The organism is Ensifer adhaerens (genome assembly GCF_001270265.1).
GTDB lineage: Bacteria > Pseudomonadota > Alphaproteobacteria > Rhizobiales > Rhizobiaceae > Ensifer > Ensifer adhaerens_B.
On sequence record NZ_LGAP01000009.1, the window covers coordinates 123423 to 147415 of the forward strand.

At 59.5% G+C, this 23993-nt stretch carries 32 protein-coding genes; 22 read left to right on the plus strand and 10 right to left on the minus strand.

Annotation, left to right across the window (positions count from 1 at the left end):
* The first annotated feature begins 1 nt into the window (after position 1).
* The 13 genes from AC244_RS16015 (at position 2) to AC244_RS16075 (ending at position 8155) form a co-directional block, all read left to right on the plus strand.
* Complete coding sequence (locus AC244_RS16015) at positions 2-568, plus strand: hypothetical protein (RefSeq protein WP_053249804.1); 567 nt, start codon at positions 2-4, stop codon at positions 566-568.
* Position 569: 1 nt separating this feature from the next.
* The gene (locus AC244_RS16020) at positions 570-932 is read left to right on the plus strand and encodes a head decoration protein (RefSeq protein ID WP_053249805.1); all 363 of its coding nucleotides are present in this window, start codon (positions 570-572) and stop codon (positions 930-932) included.
* 11 nt (positions 933-943) lie between these two features.
* The gene (locus AC244_RS16025) at positions 944-1963 is read left to right on the plus strand and encodes a major capsid protein (RefSeq protein WP_202596081.1); all 1020 of its coding nucleotides are present in this window, start codon (positions 944-946) and stop codon (positions 1961-1963) included.
* A 58-nt stretch (positions 1964-2021) separates the two neighbouring features.
* Entirely contained in the window at positions 2022-2411 is a 390-nt protein-coding gene (locus AC244_RS16030; protein ID WP_053249806.1) for a hypothetical protein, read from the plus strand.
* A complete protein-coding gene (locus AC244_RS16035; protein ID WP_053249807.1) occupies positions 2408-2734 on the plus strand; it encodes a hypothetical protein in 327 nt (108 codons plus the stop codon). Before AC244_RS16030 ends, AC244_RS16035 begins: the two co-directional genes overlap by 4 nt.
* A 1-nt stretch (position 2735) precedes the next feature.
* Positions 2736-3032, plus strand: a complete 297-nt coding sequence (locus AC244_RS16040; RefSeq protein WP_053249808.1) for a hypothetical protein — start codon at positions 2736-2738, stop codon at positions 3030-3032.
* A gap of 1 nt (position 3033) precedes the next feature.
* The gene (locus tag AC244_RS16045; protein ID WP_053249809.1) at positions 3034-3498 is read left to right on the plus strand and encodes a hypothetical protein; all 465 of its coding nucleotides are present in this window, start codon (positions 3034-3036) and stop codon (positions 3496-3498) included.
* A 34-nt stretch (positions 3499-3532) separates the two neighbouring features.
* Positions 3533-3943, plus strand: coding sequence for a phage tail tube protein (locus AC244_RS16050; protein ID WP_053249810.1), 411 nt, complete (start codon positions 3533-3535; stop codon positions 3941-3943).
* An 11-nt stretch (positions 3944-3954) separates the two neighbouring features.
* Positions 3955-4356: a hypothetical protein gene (locus AC244_RS16055; RefSeq protein WP_053249811.1), complete on the plus strand. Its 402-nt coding sequence runs from the start codon at positions 3955-3957 to the stop codon at positions 4354-4356.
* Between the two features lie 258 nt (positions 4357-4614).
* The gene (locus AC244_RS16060; protein WP_053249812.1) at positions 4615-6504 is read left to right on the plus strand and encodes a tail tape measure protein; all 1890 of its coding nucleotides are present in this window, start codon (positions 4615-4617) and stop codon (positions 6502-6504) included.
* On the plus strand, positions 6504-7157 hold the full coding sequence (locus tag AC244_RS16065; protein WP_053249813.1) for a hypothetical protein: 654 nt from the start codon (positions 6504-6506) through the stop codon (positions 7155-7157). The genes AC244_RS16060 and AC244_RS16065 overlap by 1 nt, the downstream gene beginning before the upstream one ends.
* Complete coding sequence (locus tag AC244_RS16070; RefSeq protein WP_053249814.1) at positions 7154-7747, plus strand: DUF2163 domain-containing protein; 594 nt, start codon at positions 7154-7156, stop codon at positions 7745-7747. The genes AC244_RS16065 and AC244_RS16070 overlap by 4 nt, the downstream gene beginning before the upstream one ends.
* Positions 7748-7750: 3 nt before the next feature.
* Entirely contained in the window at positions 7751-8155 is a 405-nt protein-coding gene (locus AC244_RS16075) for a DUF6950 family protein (RefSeq protein ID WP_053249815.1), read from the plus strand.
* 62 nt (positions 8156-8217) lie between these two features.
* On the opposite strand, the gene AC244_RS38080 is transcribed toward AC244_RS16075, so the two are convergent.
* Positions 8218-8730 (minus strand): hypothetical protein, encoded by a 513-nt coding sequence (locus AC244_RS38080; protein ID WP_234716948.1) that lies wholly within the window; start codon positions 8728-8730, stop codon positions 8218-8220.
* Here AC244_RS38080 and AC244_RS38085 point away from each other — a divergent pair.
* The 4 genes from AC244_RS38085 to AC244_RS16095 are packed head-to-tail and all read left to right on the plus strand — an operon-like array spanning position 8698 to position 15283.
* Positions 8698-12795 (plus strand): hypothetical protein, encoded by a 4098-nt coding sequence (locus AC244_RS38085; protein WP_234716949.1) that lies wholly within the window; start codon positions 8698-8700, stop codon positions 12793-12795. The genes AC244_RS38080 and AC244_RS38085 overlap by 33 nt on opposite strands.
* Complete coding sequence (locus AC244_RS16085) at positions 12795-14318, plus strand: hypothetical protein (RefSeq protein WP_053249816.1); 1524 nt, start codon at positions 12795-12797, stop codon at positions 14316-14318. The genes AC244_RS38085 and AC244_RS16085 overlap by 1 nt, the downstream gene beginning before the upstream one ends.
* Before the next feature lie 18 nt (positions 14319-14336).
* Positions 14337-15023 carry a hypothetical protein gene (locus tag AC244_RS16090; RefSeq protein ID WP_053249817.1) on the plus strand — a complete coding sequence of 229 codons (687 nt, stop codon included), beginning with the start codon at positions 14337-14339 and terminating at the stop codon, positions 15021-15023.
* Between the two features lie 2 nt (positions 15024-15025).
* Positions 15026-15283, plus strand: a complete 258-nt coding sequence (locus AC244_RS16095; RefSeq protein WP_053249818.1) for a hypothetical protein — start codon at positions 15026-15028, stop codon at positions 15281-15283.
* Between the two features lie 25 nt (positions 15284-15308).
* Here AC244_RS16095 and AC244_RS16100 read toward each other — a convergent pair whose 3' ends face one another.
* Positions 15309-15632, minus strand: coding sequence for a hypothetical protein (locus AC244_RS16100; protein ID WP_053249819.1), 324 nt, complete (start codon positions 15630-15632; stop codon positions 15309-15311).
* Between the two features lie 126 nt (positions 15633-15758).
* On the opposite strand from AC244_RS16100, the gene AC244_RS16105 reads away from it, so the two are divergent.
* Genes AC244_RS16105 through AC244_RS16115 form a run of 4 tightly spaced genes read left to right on the plus strand, consistent with a single transcriptional unit; the run spans position 15759 to position 17090 of the window.
* Entirely contained in the window at positions 15759-16412 is a 654-nt protein-coding gene (locus AC244_RS16105) for a lysozyme (RefSeq protein ID WP_053249886.1), read from the plus strand.
* Positions 16409-16645, plus strand: a complete 237-nt coding sequence (locus AC244_RS16110) for a hypothetical protein (protein WP_053249820.1) — start codon at positions 16409-16411, stop codon at positions 16643-16645. The genes AC244_RS16105 and AC244_RS16110 overlap by 4 nt, the downstream gene beginning before the upstream one ends.
* Positions 16530-16769, plus strand: coding sequence for a hypothetical protein (locus AC244_RS38090; RefSeq protein ID WP_082366871.1), 240 nt, complete (start codon positions 16530-16532; stop codon positions 16767-16769). Before AC244_RS16110 ends, AC244_RS38090 begins: the two co-directional genes overlap by 116 nt.
* Entirely contained in the window at positions 16770-17090 is a 321-nt protein-coding gene (locus AC244_RS16115) for a phage holin family protein (protein WP_053249821.1), read from the plus strand.
* Here the strand turns inward: AC244_RS16115 and AC244_RS16120 are convergent.
* The 6 genes from AC244_RS16120 to AC244_RS16145 all read right to left on the minus strand — a co-directional run bounded on the left by AC244_RS16120 (position 17082) and on the right by AC244_RS16145 (position 19866).
* Positions 17082-17672: a hypothetical protein gene (locus tag AC244_RS16120; RefSeq protein ID WP_053249822.1), complete on the minus strand. Its 591-nt coding sequence runs from the start codon at positions 17670-17672 to the stop codon at positions 17082-17084. The two genes, AC244_RS16115 and AC244_RS16120, sit on opposite strands and share 9 nt — an antisense overlap.
* A gap of 792 nt (positions 17673-18464) precedes the next feature.
* The gene (locus AC244_RS16130; RefSeq protein ID WP_053249824.1) at positions 18465-18689 is read right to left on the minus strand and encodes a hypothetical protein; all 225 of its coding nucleotides are present in this window, start codon (positions 18687-18689) and stop codon (positions 18465-18467) included.
* Between the two features lie 78 nt (positions 18690-18767).
* The gene (locus AC244_RS37555) at positions 18768-18941 is read right to left on the minus strand and encodes a hypothetical protein (protein ID WP_202596082.1); all 174 of its coding nucleotides are present in this window, start codon (positions 18939-18941) and stop codon (positions 18768-18770) included.
* Positions 18942-19040: 99 nt separating this feature from the next.
* Positions 19041-19328, minus strand: a complete 288-nt coding sequence (locus AC244_RS16135) for a hypothetical protein (RefSeq protein WP_053249825.1) — start codon at positions 19326-19328, stop codon at positions 19041-19043.
* Positions 19329-19376: 48 nt separating this feature from the next.
* Complete coding sequence (locus tag AC244_RS16140; RefSeq protein WP_053249826.1) at positions 19377-19622, minus strand: hypothetical protein; 246 nt, start codon at positions 19620-19622, stop codon at positions 19377-19379.
* A gap of 55 nt (positions 19623-19677) precedes the next feature.
* Entirely contained in the window at positions 19678-19866 is a 189-nt protein-coding gene (locus tag AC244_RS16145) for a hypothetical protein (RefSeq protein WP_053249827.1), read from the minus strand.
* A gap of 288 nt (positions 19867-20154) precedes the next feature.
* Here AC244_RS16145 and AC244_RS16150 point away from each other — a divergent pair, with 288 nt between their 5' ends.
* Positions 20155-21012, plus strand: a complete 858-nt coding sequence (locus tag AC244_RS16150; RefSeq protein WP_053249828.1) for a DNA adenine methylase — start codon at positions 20155-20157, stop codon at positions 21010-21012.
* Here the strand turns inward: AC244_RS16150 and AC244_RS16155 are convergent.
* Together AC244_RS16155 and AC244_RS16160 are read right to left on the minus strand one after the other, a co-directional pair.
* Positions 21009-22502, minus strand: coding sequence for a hypothetical protein (locus tag AC244_RS16155; protein ID WP_053249829.1), 1494 nt, complete (start codon positions 22500-22502; stop codon positions 21009-21011). The genes AC244_RS16150 and AC244_RS16155 overlap by 4 nt on opposite strands.
* Positions 22480-23535: a nucleoid-associated protein gene (locus AC244_RS16160; protein ID WP_053249830.1), complete on the minus strand. Its 1056-nt coding sequence runs from the start codon at positions 23533-23535 to the stop codon at positions 22480-22482. Before AC244_RS16160 ends, AC244_RS16155 begins: the two co-directional genes overlap by 23 nt.
* Between the last annotated feature and the right edge of the window lie 458 nt (positions 23536-23993).

Below are 23993 nucleotides of genomic sequence, written 5' to 3' on the forward strand. Positions count from 1 at the left end.
CATGTCGCTTGCACAGATGATCCGCCGGGTAGCCGGCGGAAAACCCCGCCGCATGTCCGATGATCCGCCGAAGGACGCCGAAGATGAGGACCTCGATCCGGTTGCCGAAAACGACCAGGACGACCCCGCGGCGGACGACAACAATCCCGACAAGGATGCCGAAGACGAGGACGCGGTTCCCGACGACAACGACGATGCCGATCCGGACGCCGAAGAAGACGATCCGCAGGAAGGCATGTCGGACAAGGAAAAGGCCGCCTTTGCCAAAGGCCGCCGCGCCGAGCGCAAGCGCATCGGCTCCATTCTCGGCTCGCCTCGTGCCGAGGGCAATCCGGCGCTTGCCGCGCATCTTGCCTTCAAGACGGCCGACAGCCCGAAGAAGGCGCTCGCCGCCCTCAAATACGGCGGCACGGCGCAGGCGTCCGGTGGACGGCTTGCAGGTCGCATGAACGCGCGCGGTCCGTCGCAGACCGGCCGCGGTGGTGATGGTGACGTTCGCAGTGCGAACGCCGCCAAGTCCTGGGACGGCGCACTGGCCAAGGCCGGCGTCAAGATGAAGGGGAAGTGACATGACGGTGTTCAAGGATGGGCCGCGCACGGCCGAATATCTGATCTCCGAAGCGGGCGGTCACCGCTCGCGTGAGACCGGTGCGCTTGCCGCCGGCATTGTCGGCGAACTGCCGCCGGGCAGCGTGCTCGGCAAGGTAACCGTCGGCGGCGCCTTCAAGCTCTACAACCCCACTGCCAACGACGGCAGCGAGGTCGTCGCCCGCATCCTGTTTGAGGGCGGCGGCGCCGGCGACGTACGCACCATGACGGCGCGCGACAGCGAGGTGAAGGCCTCGAAACTCACTTGGTTCGCCGGCGCCACGGCAAACCAGATCGCCACCGGTGTCGCGGCTCTCGCGGCACTCGGCATCATCGTTCGATAAAGGAGGCCCCGATGCCACTTTCCATGGATGCATTTAATAACAGGGCCTTCTCTATGGTCAGCCTGACGGCGGCCGTCGACAAGGTCGACTTTGTTCCGGGTCTGCTCGGCTCGCTGAACATCTTCGAACCAGTGCCGGTCTACGGTCGCACGGTCGCGGTCGAGCGCCGCGAGAACAAGCTGTCGTTGATCCCGACTTCGCCGCTCGGCTCCGCTCCTCGCGAAACCGATCGTGCCGGTCGAGACATCCGCGATCTTCGCACTACCCGTCTGACAGATAGCTTCACCATGTGGGCTTACGAGGTCGAAGGCATCCGCGCCTTCGGCACGGAATCGGAGTTCGAAGCGCTGCAGGTTGAATACGCCACGCGCATGGCGACAGTACGCAGCAACATGGACCTGACGCACGAGTATCATCGCCTTGGCGCGCTGCAGGGCAAGCTGCTCGACGCGGATGGCGTGACGGTCATCTATGACTACTTCGCCGAATTCAACATTGCCGAACCGGCGGCCGTCAGCTTCGAACTCGACGTTGCCGGCACTGATGTCCGGACCGAATGCCAGAAGGTCGTTCGATCCATGGCGCGATCGGCAAAGGGGTCGTTCACGCCGGCAACGCAGGTGCATGCGATCGCCGGTGATGAATTCTACGACGACCTTATCAAGCATCAGAGCGTGGTCGCGACCTATCAGAACTGGGCGGCTGCCGAAGCGCTTCGCGAGAAGACGGCCTTCGAAAGCTTCTACTTCGGCGGGATCACCTGGCACAACTACCGCGGCACGGATGACAACGACGCCGTCGCCGTTCCGACCACGGAAGCGAAGTTCTTCCCGGTCGGCGCCAAGGACGTGTTCAAGAAGGCGATGTCGCCAGCGGAGTTCGGCCCGTTCGTCAACACGCGCGGCCAGGACACCTACGCCCTGAACATCGTCGACAAGGATCGTGAGGCGTGGACGAAGGGTGAGCTGTACTCGTACCCGCTCTACCTCTGCACCCTTCCCGAAGTCCTTCGCAAGGCCACCCGCACCTGATGCGGATCAGGAGGCGAGCGGCATGCCGGCCGTCTCCTGACATCACCCGGAGATTTCCATGAAAACGATCAAGGCTGAAATCATCCATGCCGGCCCGCGCGCTGTTGCCGTGCCGATCGTCGGCGGTTCGCTGACGGTTTGGCCCCAGGACAAGCTCGCTGGCGTCGACATCCTGCCAGTCAGCAAGGAACGGGAGGAACTGTACAAGACCAAGGGTGTGACCTTTGTGTTCGGTCGGGCTTCCTCCCCGCGAAAAGCGGGCGGCTCCGCGCAGCCGGTCAATCTTGCCGCGCTCGAGAAGGTGCTGGCTGATGCTAAATCCGCCTACGAACTGGCGCACCAGGCGGCATCAAAAGACGAGGCGACAGACTCCGACCATCAGGCATTGCAGCAGGCGATCGATGCTGTCGAGGACGCCGAAGAGAGCCTCGAACAGGCCAAGAAATGAGCCGGCGCCCATCGCTGTTTGAAGGGATGGGCGCGGACTTCGCCGACGCCTTCGGCAATGTCGACGCCGTGCTGACTATAGCCGGCGTCGCCAGACCGAAAGTCACCGGCATTTTCCGGGTCTGGCGCGAAGTCGATCTGGTCGAGGAAGTGTCGCAAGCGGTGGAAGGGACAACGCATCTTCTCTCTATCGCGGCCACCGATGCGCCCGGCCTCGAAAGTCAGCGCGACACGGTCACGATCGATGGCGTGACCTATCCGATCATAAACGTGGAAGACGATGCGCGCGCGATGCTCAAGCTCTTCCTCTCAGGAGACATCTGACATGAAACAGGAACAGGAAGCGCCGATCGCTGCGCGGACGGTCGATCTGCTGGAAGAGATTTGCCAGGCGCTGTTTTCCGACGGAACCGACGCTCAGAAGGCTGCGGCTCGGAAGGCCGTGGGAGCGATGACGCAGCGGCCGTGGCAGCAGTTGCCCTCGCGTTTGCGCACCGCCATCCGCTGCGATGTCGGTCGACTTGCGGACGCGAGGAAGACGCGCGAGCAGATCGTGGCGCTCGGCTATTCGGTCGAGATCCTCGGTCAGGCGCTGCGCGATCAGGGCAAGACGATCGCCTGACATGGCGCATCTTCGCACACAGATCTTCGACGCGGTCAAAGCGCGACTGGTCGCCATCCCAACGTTCGCCGAACCTGAGAAGGTTGTTCGCGGCCGGAAGGGTGCCATCCGTCAGGAGAAGTTGCCGGCGCTGACGCTCACCTGGTCGGACAGCAACGAACCGGCCAGTATGCGTCCGAGCTCCGGGCCAAATGGTGAGGATGGTTATGATCGCAGCTTGCCGCTGTCGATCGTGGTGCATCTTCGCGACGACGATCCGGAACTTGAGTTCGACGAGATCTGCGTCGAGGTTGAGGCCGCAATGGGCTCGGACATCCAGCTAGGCGGTCTCGTCATCGAAGCGCTGCTAGAGTCCGAGCGGCACTTCGTCAACAACCAGACCGGTACCTCTCTCGGCGCCGGTTCCATCAATTACCGGATCGCCTACAAGACGCTTGCAGCCGATCCACAGCAGGCCGCGCTCTAGCGCCGCCATTCCCCACCAGCAAGAGGACTTTGTCATGGCACTCGGCCGTACGCTTACACTTGCCCGCACGAATGGCGCGGGCGGCTTCGAACTCACCTGCATCACGGAGCAGCGGTCTCTCGAAATCAACAACGAGGAGATCGACATCACCAAGCCCAACTGCACTGACCCAGGCAGCAAGCTCGTTCTGGCGCTGATGTACGGTATTCAATCGATCCGCTTCAACGGGCAAGGGGCCTTCGTCAACAGCACCGTGATGAAGTCTGTTGCGACCGATGCCATCAACCAGGTCGTGTCCGAGTATCAGGTCACGGTTCCTGGAGTCGGCACGTTCGAGGGCGACATGCTTCTGTCGATGACGTTCTCAGGCGACAAAACTAACGAGCTGCAGTCGGATATTCGTTGCGCCATGAGCGGCGCTCTGACGTTCGTCGCAGCGGCATAAGGGGTACTCTCATGACCACTGCCAATGCTATCCGCGGCGAGGCGTCCGTTACGATTGGTGCGATCACCTTTCGCATTGCTGTGACTTTCTCTGGCCTCGCTCGCCTCTCCGACGCGCTCGGCACGAAAACGCTCGATGATCTCTACACCCGCATTCTGGGTTTCGAGCCGAAGGCCGTTGCGTGTGCAGTGCGCTGCCTTATCGTTCCCGACGATGGCGATCAGCTTGCTGAGTTGATTGCTCGGATCCTCGACGACGCCAACATCTCGGCAACGGATCAGATAGCATGGCGCGATGCTGTTCAGCGCGCTTTGGTGGGCCACATTGAAGCCGGCAACGCTCGGCGAGACGAACGGACCGCCAACCAGCTTTCGGCGGATGTCGTTCTGGGAAAGCCCGTCAGCCTCTCCTGATTTCAGACCATCTCAAAACCGCGTTCCGCATCGCGGTATCGCCAAAACTTCTCGGCTGGTCGCCGGAGATTTTCTGGTGCGCTACGGCGGCGGAGTTTGAGATGGCGCTCGAGGGGCTGTCAGGGAAGATGAGCAGCGCGCCATTTATCTCCCGCGAGGAGGTTCGGCGGATCGCGGCGGAGCACGGTGTTCGCCCGTCGCTCAAGGCAAATCCAAACCACAAAATCATAGGCGCGCCGAAAGAGGGGCAATAGCTGAATGTCACGTCCCGATATTCCAGTCACGATTTCCGGTGATCCGAAAGGTTTAGCCGACGCCCTGGCGCGCGTGCGTGCGCTTGGCAAAACAACGGCGAACGACGTCGCAGCGTCGTTTGCGGCGATCAAGAGCAAGGTTGGGGGTGCTGGTGGTTTCATTACCGGCATCGTGACGACGGGCGCGGTTGCGGCCATCAAGGACGCGGCCAACGCGATCGCGGCCGTAGGTGACGAGGCTCGGCGCGCCGGTGTCAGCGTGCAGGCGTTTCAGGAACTGAAGTTTGTCGCAGAGCAAAACCGTGTTGCTGTCGATGCGTTGACGGACGGCATCAAGGAACTGAACCTGCGCGCTGATGAGTTCATCGTCACCGGGGGCGGGGCTGCTGCAGAGGCATTTCAGCGTCTCGGCTATTCCGCCGACAAACTCAAGGACAAGCTCAAAGATCCGTCGGCTCTCTTTACCGAGATCATCGGGAAGCTTCAGCAGTTCGACAAGGCGGCGCAGATCCGTATCCTCGACGAGGTGTTCGGCGGTACCGGCGGCGAGCAGTTCCTGCAGCTGATCCGTCAGGGGGAGAAAGGCATTCGGGATCAAATCCGTGCGGCTCACGATCTGGGTCTCGTCATGGACGAGGAGCTGATCAAGCGCGCCGAGGAAATAGACCGGAAGTTCAACACCATTGCTGCGACCGTCGGTACGAACCTTAAGAAAGCTATCGTCGATGCCGCCGGCGCGTTCATGAGCTTCTCGGACTCGTTCCGCGCATTCGAGCAGCAACAGACCGGCAGCCTGCTCTATCGGCAATCTATGCTGAAGGACGCCCGCGATCGCGCCTCAAAACAGGCCGGCACCACTGAAGATAAGTTTCTTTCGATCTTCGGTCGGGATAGCGCGACGGAAATTGCTGCTATCGACGCTGAGATGAAGCAGATCCAAGGATTGCTTGATCGCAGAGCCGGGATCATTGACGCCGCGGCGCAGGCCTCACCGAAGGGCGGACGCATTCAATCGGCGCAGGACATTCTTCGCGCCGAGTTCGCGCAGCAGCGTGTCAACGATGCTTTCGAAAGCGGCTCGTCTGGATCGGGCAAGGGCGGCGGCGGTGGCCGCTCGAAGGTTGCAACGGACGCGGAAAAGGAAGCCAAGGCGATTGATCAGGTCATCGCGTCGTTGCGCGAAGAGCTTGCCGTCATCGGCCTGACTGACATCGAACGCGAGCGCACGCTGGCCCTTCGCGAGGCCGGCGTTACCGCGACCTCGAAGGAGGGCCAGCAGATCTCTGATCTGATCGACCAGAAGTATCGCCAGCTGGCAGCCGAGGATGCCTTGATCGACCAGCAGGAGCGTCTGCGCGATGGCGCCGAGCAGATGGGGGCGGCGATGGACGATCAGCTGAACCGGGTCATAGACGGCACCTTCGACGCGAAGGAAGCGATCGCGGCACTGCTGACAGAGATCATCAACGTGAAGACGAACGGGCAGGGGCTGTTCGGCTCGATCTTCAGCGCCCTCTCCGGCGGCTTCGGCGGTGGCAACAGCGATTTGTTCTCCTCGAGTTTCGTGCCGAACACCACGCTCGGGGGCATCCTCGGTTATGGCGGCGCTCGCGCCGGCGGCGGTGACGTTTCGCCGGGGAGGATCTACCGCTTCAACGAATATGAAGACGAATTCATGGTGCCGACGAACCATGGCCGCATCATTGCGCCGAGTAAGCTGCAGGGCGCAGGCTCCGGTGAAGCGGCTGATGGCGGCCGCTCTATCGTCCAGATCGAATTGAGCGAGGACCTGGTTGCCAAGATCCTGCAGCAGGCAAGCGGGCAGACCGTGCAGCTGATGAAGCGGAACGAGGCGGCTCGGGCAAACGTGCGCCAGAACGGCGGGGATTATTGATGCCAGATCTGATCACGCTTCCGAATGTGGTCTATGGGCCGTCGATCTTCTTCGATCCCATCCGGACCCGAAGCACCTCGCGCATGCTGGGACGCCGCACCGAAACGCTTTTCCGCGGCACGCCCTATTGGGTCGCGACCTATGCCGCAGGAAAGCTGACGACGGCCGAGGCGGCGCTGTTCGACGCCTTCAACATGGTAGCGAGTGATGGCGGTGTCTTTGCCGGTTACGATCCGCATCGGCCTCGGCCGATCGCCTACCAGGGCGACACACCGCTTTCCGGCATCAAGGCGGGCGGCGGAGCTTTCAATGGCGATGCTGTGCTGCAGGCGATTACCAATCCGCTGGCGATGGTTGTCGGCGGCCTTCCGGCCGGCTTCACGCTCTCGACGGGCGACTATGTCGAGGTGCGCAAGGCTCCGTTGGTGCGGTCGCTCCACCGGATCACGGCGCCGGCGACGGCGAGCGGCGCCGGCGTGGTGACGTTGGCAATCCGATTCGCGCTCGACACTCAGCACTTCGCAGCAGGCAACACGGTGCACTTCGAGAAACCGGCCTGCATCATGGAGATGGACGAAGGCAGCTACAGCCTTCCGAAGTCCTGGCCGAACTACAATGTTCAATTCATGGCAACGGAAAAGTTTTACTCATGAGCGCTCTTTCTCCTGAAGTCGAAGCGATCGTCGAAAGCGGCGAGTTCGCCGGCCTTGATCTGATCCGCTTCGATCTGCCGGGCAAGACGGTCGGGTATCATCGTGGCGGTCGGCCGTTCACCTACAACGGCCTTGAGTACCTGCCGAACAGATTCCTCGAGCCGGGCGATATCAACAGCGCCGTCGGCATCGCGGTGACGACGCGCACGATCGTCTTCTCGAATATTCCTGTCACCGATCCCAACGACGCAATCGCCCAGATCGAGCAGTACGACTATCCGAATGCTCCTGTCATCATCACGCATCTTGCCGGGGCGCCGGGCACAAATGAGGTGATCGGGATCCTCGCCTCGAACATTTATGAGATCGACCGCATCACATTCAGCGACGACGCGCTTGACGCAAAAGGCGCCGGCTTGCTGACGCTAACGATTGAACTCCAGCCGCCGGGGCGCTCGGCTCGCGGGCAGACGCTGGTCAAGCGCAGCCAGGCGGAGCAGCAGTTCGACAATGACGCGACCGATACCGGCCTCGAATATGTCGCGACCGTCGGCACGATCCCCGAGGAATGGGGACAGGTGTCGAGATAAGCCATGGAACGGTTTCGTATCGGATCGGCCACGCTCGAGCGTGAGCTGTCGACCCCCTATGCCTATGGCCCGGCGGATTGCTTCCACCTCGGCTGCGCCATGTCGGACGCGCTGCACCGCACCTCGCTGGTCGAGAAGTACCGCGGTGTCTATCGCAGCTTGAAGGGAGCGCACATCGCGCTTCGTCGGCGCGGTTTTTCGAGCCTCGTCGATTTCTGGTCGACCGAACTCGGGCAGAAGCCGGATGGCGGGGCATCGGCACTGTATTTCGACCTGGTCATCCTTCGTCTCGCGGATGGCGCCGAACATGTCGGTGTCTGCGCCGGCCACCGCTTCATCACCAAAACCGAGAGGGGCCGTGCTGACCACGGCCTTTCCGACGTCATCGCAACGTTCCATCTCGGATAATCCCTTCAATGGCAATTTTCTCGTTGATCACGACGGGGCTCGGCGCCCTGTTCGGCTCGACCTTAATCGGCAATCTCGTCGGCGGAGCCTTGGCTTTTGGCGCCCAGCTGGGTCTGGGGAAACTCAACAAGCCGAAGAAGCAGAAGTTCACCGCGGTTCAGGGCGAGGTGCAGCTGGGCGGCGACGTGCCGGTGCAGACGCTGTTTGGCAAGGGTAAGACGCGCGGGCAGCGCGCCTACTATGCCAAGTGGGACAAGGGCAACAAGATGAATGCCGATGTCTTCATCCTGGCCAATGGCTGGTGTGATGGCCTCGAACCCTACATCTATATGTACGGCCAGAAATACAATCTGGTCCCAAAGGCCGTCGCTGGTGGCGAGGCCGCGCGCTATAGCGTTGAAGGTTTCATCGATGGCGACGGCAATAGCTCGATTGATATCCGCTTCTATGACGGACGCCCGGGGCAGGTCGCCGATGCGCAGCTGGTCGCGCAGACGGCAGCGCTTGGCAACTCCTGGAAGGCGACCAGCCGTCTCAGTGGTATGGCCTATGTCGTCGTCTATCGTTACTACCACCTGAAGTTCTTCCGCGATGCGGGCAAGGGGCGGCCGGATATCGAGTGGATGCTGCGTGGCCTGCGTGAGTACGACCCGACCAAGGACTCTACCGTCGCCGGTGGCAATGGTCCGCAGCGGTTGAACGATCGTTCGACCTGGGTGCATACGCTGAACCCGGCTGTTCATCGTCTCAACTACCAGCTCGGCCTTCGTGGTCTGCTCTCCGGTCGCACGCTGGTCGGCGAGGGCAAGAGCCTCGGTCAGCTGGACCTGTCGTCGTATTTCGTGGCGATCAACTATTGCCGCACGCTACGCAATGGTAAACCGATCTATCAGTGCTCGCTCTGGGTCAGCGCCGAGACGGATCACACCGAAGCGTTGCAGGCGTTTGACGATGCCATGGCCGGATATGGCTTGAACCGTCGCGGCCTCTCTGGCGTCGTCGTCGGCGCGCCGCAGATCCCGGTTCTGACGATCACCGATGCGGATATCCCGGCCGATCGGCCGAAGCCGCGCCAGCCGCGCAAATCGGCATTCGAACTCTACAATCATCTGTCCGGTCAGTTCACCTCGCCAGATTCGATGTGGAACCCGGAAAGCTTGAAGCCGATCGTCGTCAATGCCGACGTCGCGGCCGACAAACGCGCGCGTCAGACCTCGATCGACTTCCTGCAGGTTCACGATGCCGACATTGCGCAATATCTGCTGAACGTCCGGTACCGCCAGAACCGCAAGGGCGGCACGGCGACCGTGCCGGTCAGTCGTCGTGTCGGTTTGAAGGCGGTGGAAGGGGAGTGGGTCACCTGGCTTGGCAAGTCATGGATGATTTCGGACTGGCATTGTAACGAGGATCTGCGCTTCAGCTTCGAGCTTTCCGAAACCGGCGCCGATATCTATGACGATGGCGACATCGCGCCGGGGCCGATCGTCCTCCCGCCGACGCCTCCGATCAATCCGTCAATGCTTTCCGTTGTGCAGGGGTTCAATGTCGCGGCGGGCATTATTGCCGGCGCCAGCGGCAGCCAGATGCCGTGCCTCAAATTCACCTGGACGCCTCCAGCGGACCCGACGATCGTCTCGGTCAACATCACCTATGAAGTCGTTGGCGGTGACCAGCGCTTCAGTGATGTCTCGACGGATCCGGAGAGTGGCGAGAAGCTGACGACCGATAACGTCGTGTCCGGCAAGGTATATCGGGCCAAGGCGACGATCACCACGACGCCCGACCGTTTCCGTACGGAAACGCCCTGGGTCACAGCTACCATTCCGACCGGCAACATGAATGTGCTCGACAACTCGATCACGGCCGCGAAGATCGCGGAAGCGGCGGTCACCGCAGACAAGATCATGAATGAGGCGATCACCAGCCTCAAGCTTGCCAATCAGGCGGTGACGACCGCGAAGCTTCAGGTCGCAGCGGTAACCAGCGACATTCTCGCCTCGCAGGCGGTGATTTCGAGCAAGCTCGCCGATGCGGCCGTTACGGCGCAGAAGCTTGCCGCCGAGGCCGTTGACGCGACCAAGTTCGCCTCGGGTATCAAGCCGGTGGAGGTCGTCAGCGCGCTGCCGACGACGGGCAACAGCGAAGGTCGGCAAGCCTACCTCACGACAGACGGCAAAGTTTACCGATATCGCAATGGCCGGTGGGTGAAGGATACGGCGGCCGCCGATATCACCGGGCAGCTCGTGTCCGACCAGTTGGCGGATGCATTGATCACAAACAGCAAGCTCGCCGCCCTTGCGGTCGATGCGGCCAAGCTGGCGACCAATGCCGTCACCGAAACCAAGATCGCCGACAATGCGATCACCACACCAAAGCTGGTCGCCAACGCCGTTGTGTCGGACAAAATCGCGACGAACGCGATCACGGCGCGCACTCTGCTGCTCGCCGATCTCGAAAACCTTATCCCTAACGGCAACATCGAAGACATATCCCCAATCGGTACTTATTGGGGCAGCGTGGCCGGCGGCGGGGTCATTGGTTACCTGTCGAAAGCCGCCTATCCCGACTTGGTACTCTCCGGCACGCGGTCAATCATCCTTCAGAAGCCGGCCGGCGACTTGAACGTTTCCGTCTTTGTGGACTCGAATGCCGCGACCCTGTTCCCCGTGACGGCGGGCGAAATCCTGTATGGCGAAACCACCATAAAAACCAACGGACCGCCAGCGAGCGCCGGTGCGTATTATCGCGTTCTTTGGTTCGACGCGGACCAGACGATTATCCCTGGCAGCGACGGAGTAGGTTACGGGGATATTATGGCGAACGCCCCCATGACCGCCGCTTGGGTGACCTATTCGAGAAAGATCACCGTCCCGGCGAACGCTGCCTTCGGGCGGGTGCGTCTCTACAACCATGTGACCCAAACCACGACGCAGAACGTGATCTTTGATCGCCTCATCCTGCGTCGGGCAAACGCCGCGAACCTGATCGTTGACGGTAGCTTGACAGCAACGATGATCGCCGCCTCGGCGATTACTGCAGACAAATTGGCCGCGAACTCCGTGGTTGCGGGCAAGATTGCCGCCGGGGCAGTGTCGGCGGACCAGATCGCGGCGAATGCCATCATTTCGAGCAAAATCGCGGCCGGTGCCATTACGGCGGACAAGCTGGCTGTTGGCACCGGCGCGAATTACATCGAGAATTCTGATTTCTTCGCTGGTACGGCAACTTGGGGAGCGCGTTGGAGCAACGCTCCCTCGTACTTCACCTACGAGATGCGTACCGACACCTATGGTGTCTCGGGTGGTTCACTTCAGATACGCCACGCGCGGCTGAACGCGGGTGATGCCTTCGATATCGCGCCTTGGGACCTAAGTCAGGGAACGTCGAAGCGGTACCCCGTGGAGGCCGGCAAACGCTACCAGTTTTCGGCCTACCTCTACTCTCATCGCGCCAGCAGGGTGATATACATTGGCTGGTTTGATGCTTCGGGCAACAATATCGCCTACGCGCAATCGGCAGTCGCCGCCCCGGAAAACGGAAACCCGGTCAGTCTGCTCTCCAACTACAACCGCTTGAACCTGTTCGCCACAGCGCCCGCAAACGCTGCGTCCTGCGAGGTGTTCATTCGGCATACCGGGACTGCCGCCGGCGGCGACAGTTACCTCTGGGTGAAGAACGCGTTCTTTGGGGAAGCGACAGCAAACCAGACCGAACCGTCGCCGTGGTCTCCTTCAGGCACGACGATGATTAGCGGCGGGCACGTCCTGACCGGGGCGATCACCTCCGACAAGATCGCCGCGCTCGCCATCACAGCCGGAAAGATTGCGGCCGGCGCGGTGACAGCAACGGAATTGGCTGCCGGATCGGTGACCGCTATCAAGATCGCAGCGGCCGCGATCACTGGCGACAAAATTGCCGCCAACACCATCGGTGCCAACAACATTGCAGCCAACGCGATCACTGCAAAGCACCTCGTCCTGACTGATTATGAGAACCTCGTCGCCAACGGATATTGGAGTGAAGGAAACGTGATCCTGCCTTATTGGGCTGGCAGCGGCGGCACAAACCTTCACATGACGACGTCCTATAGCCAGACCGGCCAATTTGCGTTGGTCCTGCAGAAGACGAACGTCAACGCTTCGGTCTACATGGAGCTACAGGCCGCCTATGCGATCGCCGTTACGGGCGGCGAGCAGCTCTATGGCGAGATTTCGGCCATGACGAACGGACAGTCCGCTTCGGCAGGATTGTACTTCCGCATCCTTTGGTATGACGCGAGCAAGACCGGCTATATCGGCTACACAGATATGGTGAGTAACGCTCCGGTGGGGAACGGGTTCGAAACTCGCTCGGGTCGCGCAACCGCGCCCGCAAACGCCCGCTATGCCACGTTGCAGGTGTACAACCACAGTTCCAATACCGTGACGCAAAACTTCATCATCGACCGCATCGTCCTGCGGCGGATGAAGGCGGCAAATCTGATCGTCGACGGTTCCATCACCGCCGACAAATTGAACGTGACCAGCCTTTCGGCGATCTCGGCGAGCTTCGGCGATGCGTACTTCTCCGGCGTCGCCCGTAGCATCAACGGCAAACTCTTATTGGACTTCAACAACGGCGGCATAGAGGTGTCCACCTGATGGCTCGAATTCGAATAGGCAACGATTACACCGGCTGCGGTGCACTCAAGGTCATGAAGAACAATGCCGACGATCCCTATTCGACGCCGGATAGTGAGCGTTGGAAGTTCCTCTACAACAGCAAGTTCGGCATTCAAGCGAGCTTGTGTGACATATGGGTGGTGAACACCTTCCAGGCTGGCAGCGGCGTCACCTACTATCCTCCGGGAAGCAATTCCGCGACGTTTACCTATATGTCCGTGACCATTGCGCAGGGAACGCTCTGGGGCTTTCGCAACACGGCGTTCCCGACGCTCCGCTACAACGTCCCGCTGTTCGACGTGAAGGCGAAGAAGGGCGGCGGAAGCAACGTCTACAATCAACAGATGGTCGCCTGGACCGATAACGGCGCCTACTACAACGGTCAGGGCGGCTTCTATGCCGTGGGAAATTTCGCCCAAATTGGCTGGGCGGAAAACATGGTTCTCAACAACAATCTGGGGAACTTCTCATACGGGACCCCGATCGTCGTCACGCCGAACGACACGATTGATGTGTTCAATAAATTTCGATCGCGCGACAAGCGATTGATCGTCTGGAATTTGCCGGGGAACAACGTCGCGCCGGATGACGCTCCGATCCTGGCGCCGAACGGCACCAAGACCATCAAGATCACCTCAACCGAGACGAAGATCGCTAAGCCGGGCTACAACGTCGACACCGCAACGCCTCAGCAGATGGCTTTCGATCCCTCGAAAATGCCGGTGAAGGTGATCGCAGCGGCAGATATCGCGCTTCCCGCTGGCGTGAGCTACTACAACACCGGAGTTCCCCTCCCGGATACCGTCGTGCTGGACGTTCATTTTTACGACAGCGCTACGATCATGTATCCGTCCAATCCGCAGGTTCTCGATTTCGGCGCGGAATATTGGTTTGACGGGACGAACATCGGTTTCAACGCGACAAAGGCGATGCGCGCTCGGTTCATGCTCTATCTTGAGGATACGAGCGCGCCGACGGGTGGAAGCAACAAACCCTTGCGGACGTTCACTGAGGGAGGCGTCGACGTCGTCCAACTCCTTCGCCCGGGCGCGGCCGACCCGCCATCATGGGCTGATATCGTCATCGATACGCGGCGTCCGCAAGTCCAAATCCTGGCGCAAGGGTATTTCGCCTTCGGCGCCGGCAACGACCTGATTACGGACATTCCGTTCGATGGGACGGGGATGTTCCCGATGGTGAAATACCTCACGCATCACGGCGCCGGCAACGGTGCGAGCCTCGGGCAAAGTAACCTCCCGATGTCGTGGAGCGCGTTGTGGCGCCTGCCGTTCGTGAAGCGGCTGAAATACACCTACAGCGGCCAAGCCCACGCAGGGGAAAGCACCTATTGCGAGCTGACGGCCAACAACGCCCGGTTCCACACCTTCGCGGGCAATGCCGGCGATTACTACAATCGCGCCGACAGCCCCGGCAACTGGCGCACCTCAGGCGCCTATGCGCCCGTCGGCATCCGTTACTTCATCTTCGGCATCCCGGCCTAAACCCAAGGAAGAACCGCAATGTACAGCATCGAGAACAGCTATAACCCAATGATTGAGGCCCTCCTGAAGGGCGTTCAGGCCGGCCAGGGCGAATACTGGATGGCCTCCATCGCTTGGTGGCTCGGCCGACAGGATTTCTTCAGCTGCCGGGAATACTGGTTCACCGTCGCCGGTAAACTGACCGCCGAGCTGCCGGCCGCGCAACGTGCCAGGATCGTCGAGCAACTCGGTAAACAGGAAGACGCCTACGTCGACAACCCGCCAATGACGTGGCCCGAGGTGCCTTCGATCGTCCAGAACCTGCTGGCCGGATGGGACCCGGCTCCGGTCGAGCCCGATCTACCGGCCATGCGTCTCGACGCGATCAACAAGATTGATCGCGATGCCGAAAACTACCGCCTGAATTTCATCACCGCTGGATCGGGTCAGACGATGGCGTACCAGCAGAAGCTGACCGAAGCCCGGGCGGCGCTCGTGGATCCGCCGGCGTCGGAAAGCGAGATCCCGCATATCGTCGCCGAAGCCGCGCTTGATGGCGTCAGCGTCGCGGAGAAGGCGGCGGAAATCATCGCCATGTTTGAGCAGTGGCAGCTCGTCTCGGCGGGGATCGAAGCCAAGCGGCTCGGCGCGAAAAAGGCGGTCGCGGCAGCTGAAACGGCGTCTGCGATCAAGTCTGCAGTCAGCGTCAATTGGATGGAGGCATAAGAATGTCCTCACTCGTCAACTCGCTCAAGCGCCAGAACATGCTGCTGCAGGAGGAAAATGAGCGGCACGCCAATGGGCTCGACAACCTGGCCAGCATGCTCAACGAAGCTCTGTTGGTCCTGGATGGACACGACGCGAACTATGTCGCCAACATCCGCGCCCGCCTCGGCATTGCCCAGCCGGTGAGTGCAGCTGTCTCACCGCCCATCTCCGATGCTGTCATAGAGGAGCGCGAGATGCTGCTGGCGGCGAATCTGTAACCAGCACTGTCGCCAGTGCGACGGCCTACCGCCACCTCGCGTTCCTTTCGCCTTTCATCATCGCAACAGCATCGGCCTCCATGTTGCGGCACATGGTTTCGTATTCGGCCAACAACTCGGCTCGAACGGGAACTTCCTTGCGCAGATCGTCGACCATCAAAACCGAAGCGGCATAGAACTCGCAGAGACTGACGAATGCCACGCTGTGGATCGACAGTAACTTTTCACGATAGGCCGGGAGAGCGAGCCGGAGCCGTGCTCTTCCGACCCTACGCATGGCGAGCCCTGATCTCAGATGCCCTTTGATCATGGCCAGTTCGTCGCGCTCGTCTGCCTCGTCGTAGTCCATAAAAAGATCCGATCGTACTCGGCGCCCGGCGCGCTAACTGAAATCCGCCACTCAATGCGGCGCCGTTCATAGCTCGTCTGAGTGTGCGCGGCCATCTCCTCCCAAACAAGGAAAAGCAGCATGAACATGAACCGACGCATCAACGCGGCGGGCCTTGCGCTCGTCAAGCAATGGGAAGGCCTGAAGACGAAGGCTTATCGAGACGTAGGCGGCATCTGGACCATTGGCTACGGCCATACCAGCGCCGCAGGTGCACCGACGGTGACACCGACCATGGTGATCACCGAGGCAAAGGCAGAAGAGATCCTGCGCGCCGATCTCGCCAAGTTCGAAGAGCGGGTTTCGCGCCTGGTCAAGGTGCCGCTGACGGACAACCAGCACGCGGTGCTCGTCTCCTTCGATTTCAACACCGGCAGGCTCGGCAAATCGACGCTGCTGAAAAAGCTGAACGCCGGCGACTACGACGCCGTGCCGGCCGAGCTGATGAAGTGGGTCAATGCCGGCGGCAAGCGGGTGAAGGGTCTCGTCAACCGGCGCTCGGCGGAGGCCGGGCTCTGGGCCAAGGGCGAGTTCGTCTCGACCAACACCCAGCCGGCCGCATCGAAGGCGCCGGAAGTCGTGACGAAGGAAAACCTCAGCTGGGCGGCCGGGATCGTCTCGACCCTCGGCTTTGCCTTTACCGGCAATGGCCCGCTGCAGTGGGCACTCGCCGGCATTATTGTCGCGTCGTTTGCCGGTGGCGCTTATCTCTTCATCCGCAATCGCCTCGATCCGGCATGATCCCCTGGCCGAAGATCCTCGGCGGCGCGCTCGTGCTCGCCGCCATCACCTGGGTTGTCCTTGAGATCCGCGAGGACGGCGCCCGATCGGTCACCAACGCATTCGAGAGGCAAAACAATGCGGCGGCACATTCCGCGGGCGATGCTCGCGCTGACTATGACACTTGCCCTGACGAGCTGTGGGACTTCGGCGCCGGCGAATGTCGACGGCCTGCGGCGGGTCGTCGGAACTGACCTGGTCGGTGCGCGCGGGGCGACGCCGGCGGACCAGCGGAAAATAGACCGGACTGTCGTCGGCCTCTGCGCCGGCGGCGTTTGGACGAATGTGGAATGCGTGAGGCATGGGGAAGGGCGCTAGATGCCGCAAAAATACACGTCTCTTATTGAATTGCTCAATGCCTGGTTCGGTGGCGCGGCGACAACGCTCATCGCCGTGCTTGTCGGCCGTCTCATGTGGCACACGAATGAGGTGCGAAAGATGCGACGAAAGTTCTTCGGAAAAGAGTTGCTGTGGGAAATGCCGATCGCGGTCGGTATGGCATTTGTTGGTGAAGGATTGGCAACCTGGCTGAACCTCGGTCAGCCAATGGCGACAGGTATGATCGCGGCACTCGCGTACCTTGGCCCGCGCGGGTCGGAAGTGCTTTTCATGCGTTGGTTTGGAGCGAAGTTAGGGTGATGATCTCTGTTGATCTTCGGAGTTGCACTTCAACACTCCTTCGCTCGTTGTGGTGCAGGTGGTTACTCTTCTTGGCTCCAAACCAGATCGTTCCGGTGTTGCCACAAGAATTCGTTCCAGCTCTTCGACCGCCGTGACCGGAACTAGTCGGTACCCTGCATTTAGGGCAGCGAGGCCCAATTGGCCGGATGATGCGGGTGCCGTAACCTGTAACCCCGCGTCCGACCATTTTTGAAAGATAGCAGTGTATGCATCGGCTTGGCCGGTTGTTTGGATTTGGCCGGCAACTTCGGAAAGTCCCTTTCGATAGTCCGCGATTACAACGTCCCGCGCCGAAACCCGCTTGTTCAACTCGGCTATTTGTTGTTGCGCTTGTGCTATCTGCAGCTTGTAGCCTTGCGCTTCGACCACGACTTCACTCCATTTGAATGTCGTCATGAGAATGACACCCATGAAAACCAGGAAGTAACCGAAGCCGGTGACTTTGGATTTTCCAAGGTAACGCCAGATGGGCGGCCAACAGAACGCAAACCCGACTAGAAAACACAGAATGCTCGCGACCAGAATGTAGTTTTCGTTCATATCGCCCCCCTATCGCCCCGATTTGGACGATCGAGATTGCAATGGCGATAGTCAAGTTATGTTCGGGGGAATATTTTGAGTTCCGGCGTGTTGACGCCTGCTAGCGCCATAGCTCGTCGTAGACCACCTCGATATTGTACTTGTTACACATACAGCGTCTCAGGCATTACGGTTGATCCTGCCAAGCACCAGGCCGTTGCATTCGCGATCTACGGTCAAGTCGATACCGCGCCGGTGTCGCATGGCGCGCTCCTCCTGTGACGAGAGCTATCGCGTTACCGACGCTGGTCAACGCCGGTGCACCAACGATCAGCGCTTCTGCTTCCCGATCTTGATTGTGTTTCCAGCGGCGTTCTTACAGCGCTGGCACCGCATCTTCGCTGCGAGTGCGAGTATGGACTGATCCTTGCCGAAGCGACGCTGCAGGTCACCGCGATTGAGATGCACTTCACGGCGACAGTGCTTGCACCTGCAAAAGAGTTCGTACCATTCCGGCAGATTGGCGAACGTGATCTCCTCAGGTCGGCCGGCTGGTGCCGTGTTGCCAGCCGGTTCGATCGGGAGGGCAATCGCTCCTCTGCGGACTTGCTGTAGGACAGTTGGCAGCGATCATAGAACGGGTTTTTCGTCTTTGTGCAGCCGTTTGCGTCCGCAAGTCGACCAAGCAGAGAGGGCATAGGAACATCGCCGATCCGCTCCAGCAGCGCCTTCGCGTCATATTGCTTCTTCAGCCCGCATTTGCACTCGACCTGGATTTTCAGAACGAACTCAGACAGCCACCAGGCACCGTTTCTAGGCATCCTTCAAATGTTCCTCGGTCGGTTTCCACCCGCGCGTAAAACCAAGGCTCATGGAGATTTCGGCCAGTGCGAGCTGTTCGCGCAGATGTTTGCAGTCGGCGAGGAGGGTCCGGATCGTGGCCTCGGCGTCGCCATCGTGCCAGGCAAGGGCTGCAGCGAGTTCGTCAGGCGTCTGACCGACGTCGTCGGCGTGGGTGATTTGCTGAGCGGCGGACATGCTTTCTCCTCGTCCGGGGTGCCTCCCCGGAGCTTTCGTCTGTTAGGTTTTAGGTTGGCGGCCGCATCGCCGGTGAAATTAGGACCTCTTGGCCGGTGGCCATTCGATCCGATGCTCGAAGCAATACCAGTTCGGCGCTGCGCGGCCGTGGGCATAGCCGAAGCTCCCCCACTTCGTGCAGCCAGGATGCTCGCACAGGTGCTCAATCAGGCCGCTTTCCGCTCTCTTGGTAGCGCCGACTTCGTCACTCATGCTGCAGGGCCTTCTCAATGCTTCTGTTCTACAAATGTTCTCATTGAGGCAGAGAGTCAACACTGAGATTTCGGGAGTAAGTGTCCTGCTGCGGGAGCGTTATGGGGACACGAAGAAAAGAAGGGCGACAAGCAACCACAGCATCACACCGATGAATCCTGCCATGTCAGCGTGGCAAATCAGCGAGCCATCCTCGACGCGTTTGAATCCCAGCCAATTAAATCCTCTCTCGGCCGAGGTTATTGATTGAACGCGCACCTTTCCTAGAGTGATGATCGGCAGCACCAGCCTAGCGGTGGTGTAGCCAAACAACTCAAGAAGAACGTCAATCAAGTCATAACTCCGGTGCAAGGTTCCATGGCCGCAGAATGGGATAATCAGCGACATCGGTTAATACCCGGCGAAGATAGGCTTCGACGCCCACTTGGGGAGGGGTTAATGCGGTTTCCGCGCGAGCAGCACAACGCCGGCGCCAAGCTCGAACATCTCGGCATTCGAATTCATCGCGAGGAAATTGTTGTCGGCAAGTTCCATCAGCGCCGTCGCCACTTCCTCGCGTGACCATCCGGCCTGGTAGGCCCGATCGGCAACCGACTGAAATTCGGCTTCTATCGCCTCCTGGTAAAGGAGTTCGCGATCAGAGAGAGATTTCGGATGTTTAGGCCCGGCGATTTTCGGCATGGCGTGTCCTCCCGGAGAAGATGGTAGGGCGCACTTCGCATTCTGCAAGGCTCCGCTAATTTAAGGATTCGCCTTCGATCTTAACGCGCCTGTCCGTCCAGCCGCGCCGACAGGCCTCGTCGAGCACGTCGCGCCACATGTCGTCGTCGGAGCCGTTGACCCAATTTGCTTGAGCAAGCAGGAAAACGGCCACTAGGCAAACCTCACGAAGCTCGTCGTCGGTGATGGAGGGGGGTGCACGCATGAGTGTCTCCTCTTGAGAGGAGGTTAAGCCGCGACGGTGGTCGTTGGCTATTGCAAGATTCACAGTAGTTTTCGCGACAGTCGGCGTGTGCGGTCGTATTAGAAGAGATTGGCCGGAGGGTTTTCCCTCCGGCCTTTGGCTGCCCGGCCACGGGTGGCCGCAGCCGCGAGGCTGCAACGGCGGGTGCTGATTGGCGTCGTACCCCGCCCGGCAATCACACAAGATCATTGCCACACCCGCTGCCTGCGCAGGCGTTCGGCGGTGTGCCAGAAAAAGTGATCCTCTACAATGCAAGATAGTTTTCAGTTCACGGCCGTTCGGCCTGTGTCCCCGCCGGCGGCGTACCTCGGCGGCAAAAAGCAGCTCGCGGCGCGCATCGCCTCGATGCTCGAACAGATCCCGCACAACCTTTACGCCGAGCCATTCGTAGGGATGGGCGGTGTGTTCCTACGTCGATCGCTCATTCCAAAGGCGGAGGTCATTAACGATCGCTCCGGCGACGTCACCACGCTGTTCCGCATCCTGCAACGGCACTATCCGCAGTTCATGGAAGTGATGAAATTCCAGCTCACTTCACGGCGGGAGTTTGAGCGCCTTGCTGCCACCGACCCATCGACGCTGACGGACCTGGAGCGTGCTGCACGCTTCCTCTATCTTCAGCGACTGGCGTTTGGGGGCAAGATCACCGGGCGATCGTTCGGCGTCGATACCGTTGGGTCGGCCCGCTTCAACATCGGACGCCTCGGCATCATCCTCGAGGAGGTACACGAGCGTCTCAGTGGGGTCGTTATCGAGAATCTGGACTGGCGAGAGTTCATTGATCGATACGATCGCCCTGGTGCGCTCTTCTATCTCGATCCGCCGTATTTCGGAAACGAGAGCGACTACGGCAAGGGTGCCTTCTCGCGCGATCGGTTCGCTGAAATGGCTGAGCATCTGGCGAGGATCAAGGGGCGGTTTGTGATCTCGCTCAATGATCGGCCAGAGGTCCGCGAGATCTTCGCGGCATTCCCGATCGCGCGGGTTGATCTGACCTATACCGTCGCCGGCGGAGGTGGAAAGGATGTAGGGGAGGTTATTATCCTTGATGGCAAAGAGCCGGCGGTAGCGAACCTACCGGCAATTCAAGCGACTCACACCAGCTAGTGATTGCTGGTGGGTGCCATCTCATCTGCTTGTGTAGCACTGCCCGTCCCTCCTTGTGGGACGGGTGGAAGACCGTTCGTCGGTACCGATGTCGGCACTTGGGATTCTATCTCGCTCGTCTTGCCCTTTGCGGTTGAAGGGGCCTGCGCCGACGAGCCAACAATGTCGGTCGACTGAGAGAGTGTGGAGCCGGGTGTGTTCAAGCCACAGATTGCGACGTAAAACACGGCAGCAAACATCAAGAGCGCCATTGATGCACCGCCAACGGCTGTTACATAGAAACCCCTTTCGGCTCTGGTCGCAGGCGTTTCGACCATTTTGCTGTATTCGTCATCGTTCAAGTATCTGTAGAGGCGTGGTTTCCATTCGTTCCGCATACCTTTCTGAATACGCAAGAACTGAAGGCCACTCCCGATTACCACGAACACGTATATCGCCAGCACCAGCGCTAGCAGCACCGACAAAATCTGAATGAAAGAACTGGATGCTGGCAACGTCGCACGAGCTATAAGTATCCCGATATTGCCCACGGCTGCGCCGGTCACTGCAGCGGCAAGCCCTCGAGCGGTATCCGCGAGCTTGACGGTTTCATCGGAGACCGATTTCCGTAAGTCGGATAATGCCTTCAACGTTTCCTGACTTTGACGAGACACCCCGAAGTTGTAAGCAATCTTTGCGCCTTCGAGTGCTTGATGAAGGATACCTACTAGATCTCGTGCGTTACCTCCGCGTAGTGCCGAGCGAGCGACCTCCGCTGCCAGCAAAGCGTGTCGATTCTCAACTTCTCGGTCATTTTCGTAGACCCATTGAGCTGCGCGCTGCAGTTCTTCAAATGACTTTGCGTCGAGTGCTTGCTCGAATTTTGCTGCGAAACGAGTTGCGGGCGGACCTCGAAAAAGTAGCTCTCCGTCCGTCTCAACTTCCTGAGCGAGTGATGCTGTTAGGTGAACCGCCGCCACGTCACCCCAGTTCGCTGGTACAATCGCACTTGGTTCGCGGAGTAGCCAGCGACCTAGACCGGAACGAAGGACGTTAAAATCTCCGAGTACGCGAACGAACCGTCGCGGGTCGATAGTTTCATCTTCAGGATGAAACTCAGTGGTGTCGTCCCAATCTGAGTATCGAGTTGTTCTCGTTTCGAAGGACGATGGGAGTCCCTGCAGCCATATGATCGGAGCAGTGGGTGGACGCATTAGCAGTTGTTTGAACGCAGTTTTCGTAAGAACGGCTTCAACCCCATCAGGCGAGATAGGCTTCGATGCCACAATCTTAACGTCTCGCAGATCCGCCGAAAGCTGCTTGATACTAAATTCGCCGCCCGCGTCTTCGAGCGTCTCTACCGCCAAGCCCGCTCCGGCGAGCAGATCGCACAACCGAATCGCGTCTTCGCCTTCGAGTTGATAGACGATGACTTGACTAGGTGTCTCCGTGACTGCCGCGCGCTGGTTGTCGACCAGGCGATCTATTTCAGTCGCGAGGGCGTTCAGCAAGGGTCTTATCCTCTACAAGCGGCGCGTTGGTGCGAATAGTAAACTCCACTCCACCCTCGGGCAGTTCACGACGCATCACCGATCTGCCTTGTTCTTCACCGGGAAACTCTATGCGGACCTGTTCAGCCGTGCGGATGTAGCGGCGCGGCTGCAACCTTAAAGTCTGAGGATCTGGTCGGAAATCAACATCCGTGAGATCCACAGATTTCAGTTTTCTCCGCATTACCTTCTCAATGTTGAGCCGTACACTCTCGTCGTCGGGTCGGTCGGCCGCATGGAGCACCGCGTCTACCACGTCGTCGTTTGTTACCATGTCCCGTGCCTGAAGCGCACTTTTAGCTCGCGCAACCGCCGCTCCTACATTCTTGTCGGGCAAGTTATCCTTTAGTTCCTGCAAAGCTCCGCGTATCGCTTCATTTAGCTTTCTGCTCAGTTCTTCAGTCGATCGGCTTCTTTCAACGCCGAGATATCGTTCGAAGTAGTCGGTGAGGTCGGGCGCCTCTTTCATTCGGTCGCTTGCAGACAATTGTTCTTCTGCTGCGCCCTCGCGGACCCGAACAATGCTAAACTTCTGGAGTGCCTTCTTTTCTTTGACAAACGCCTGGATGATTGCGCGCAGCACGTTCCTTCCGTCCTGTTGAGCCAGTTCAACAGCTTCGCGGTAATCGTATTTTACCAGCGCATATAAGATCACGTTAGGGTCGTCATTGCGCAGCTCAAAGACAAAGAAGGCGCCGCTACTACTCTGGCGTACGTGGTCGCGATAAAAAAGCTGAGATAGTTGTTGCCCGCCTTGCTCGAATGTTAGTTCGTTCCGCGCCATCCGTTCAATAATAGGCCGAACGTACGAGTCTTCCTTGAAACGGTGTACGCCGGCAGCGGCGGCTGCGAAGATACGCTCGCGAAAAAATGCTTCTTGTTGCACTTCGATTTGCGGTTGGGGAGAAAACGGTTCTTCTGCACGTCCTACGACATGCAAGATCATCTTGCTGACCTCGACAGTGTTCAGTTCATGATCCGTCAGAAAGCTCACGTGATTCTCCCTCAATTGACATATGCGTTGGCTACGCAGCGTTGCATCTGTTTTATGCTCGCTCGTCAAGAAGTAGATACTCAAAGATTTAACATAAGCTGATTCTAGTGCCGCATGTTCATATTTGGCGCTTGCGTGGGCCTTTTGCCAGCTGGTCACGGGGGACGCTGCGGCGCAAAACTGCAACCAGCTGATTTTGAGTGATTACCTTCCTTGGGTCAGAAACCCTATGTCCGGTATCGCTGTTTCGCAATTGACGACAACTTGGTTTGGTCATTTGTTACTCTCTTCGCAATCTGGAGGAGAGAATGACAAATCCTGAGGCCGATGCTCAACTCCACTGGGTCTTATCGCAGTCAAACGTTCCGGTGGCATTACGTTTGGGAAAGGGTACCAAACTTCAGGTAAAGGTGCCGTTCGCTCCTGACAACCGCGTCTGGCTGCAGGGAGGCAAGCGC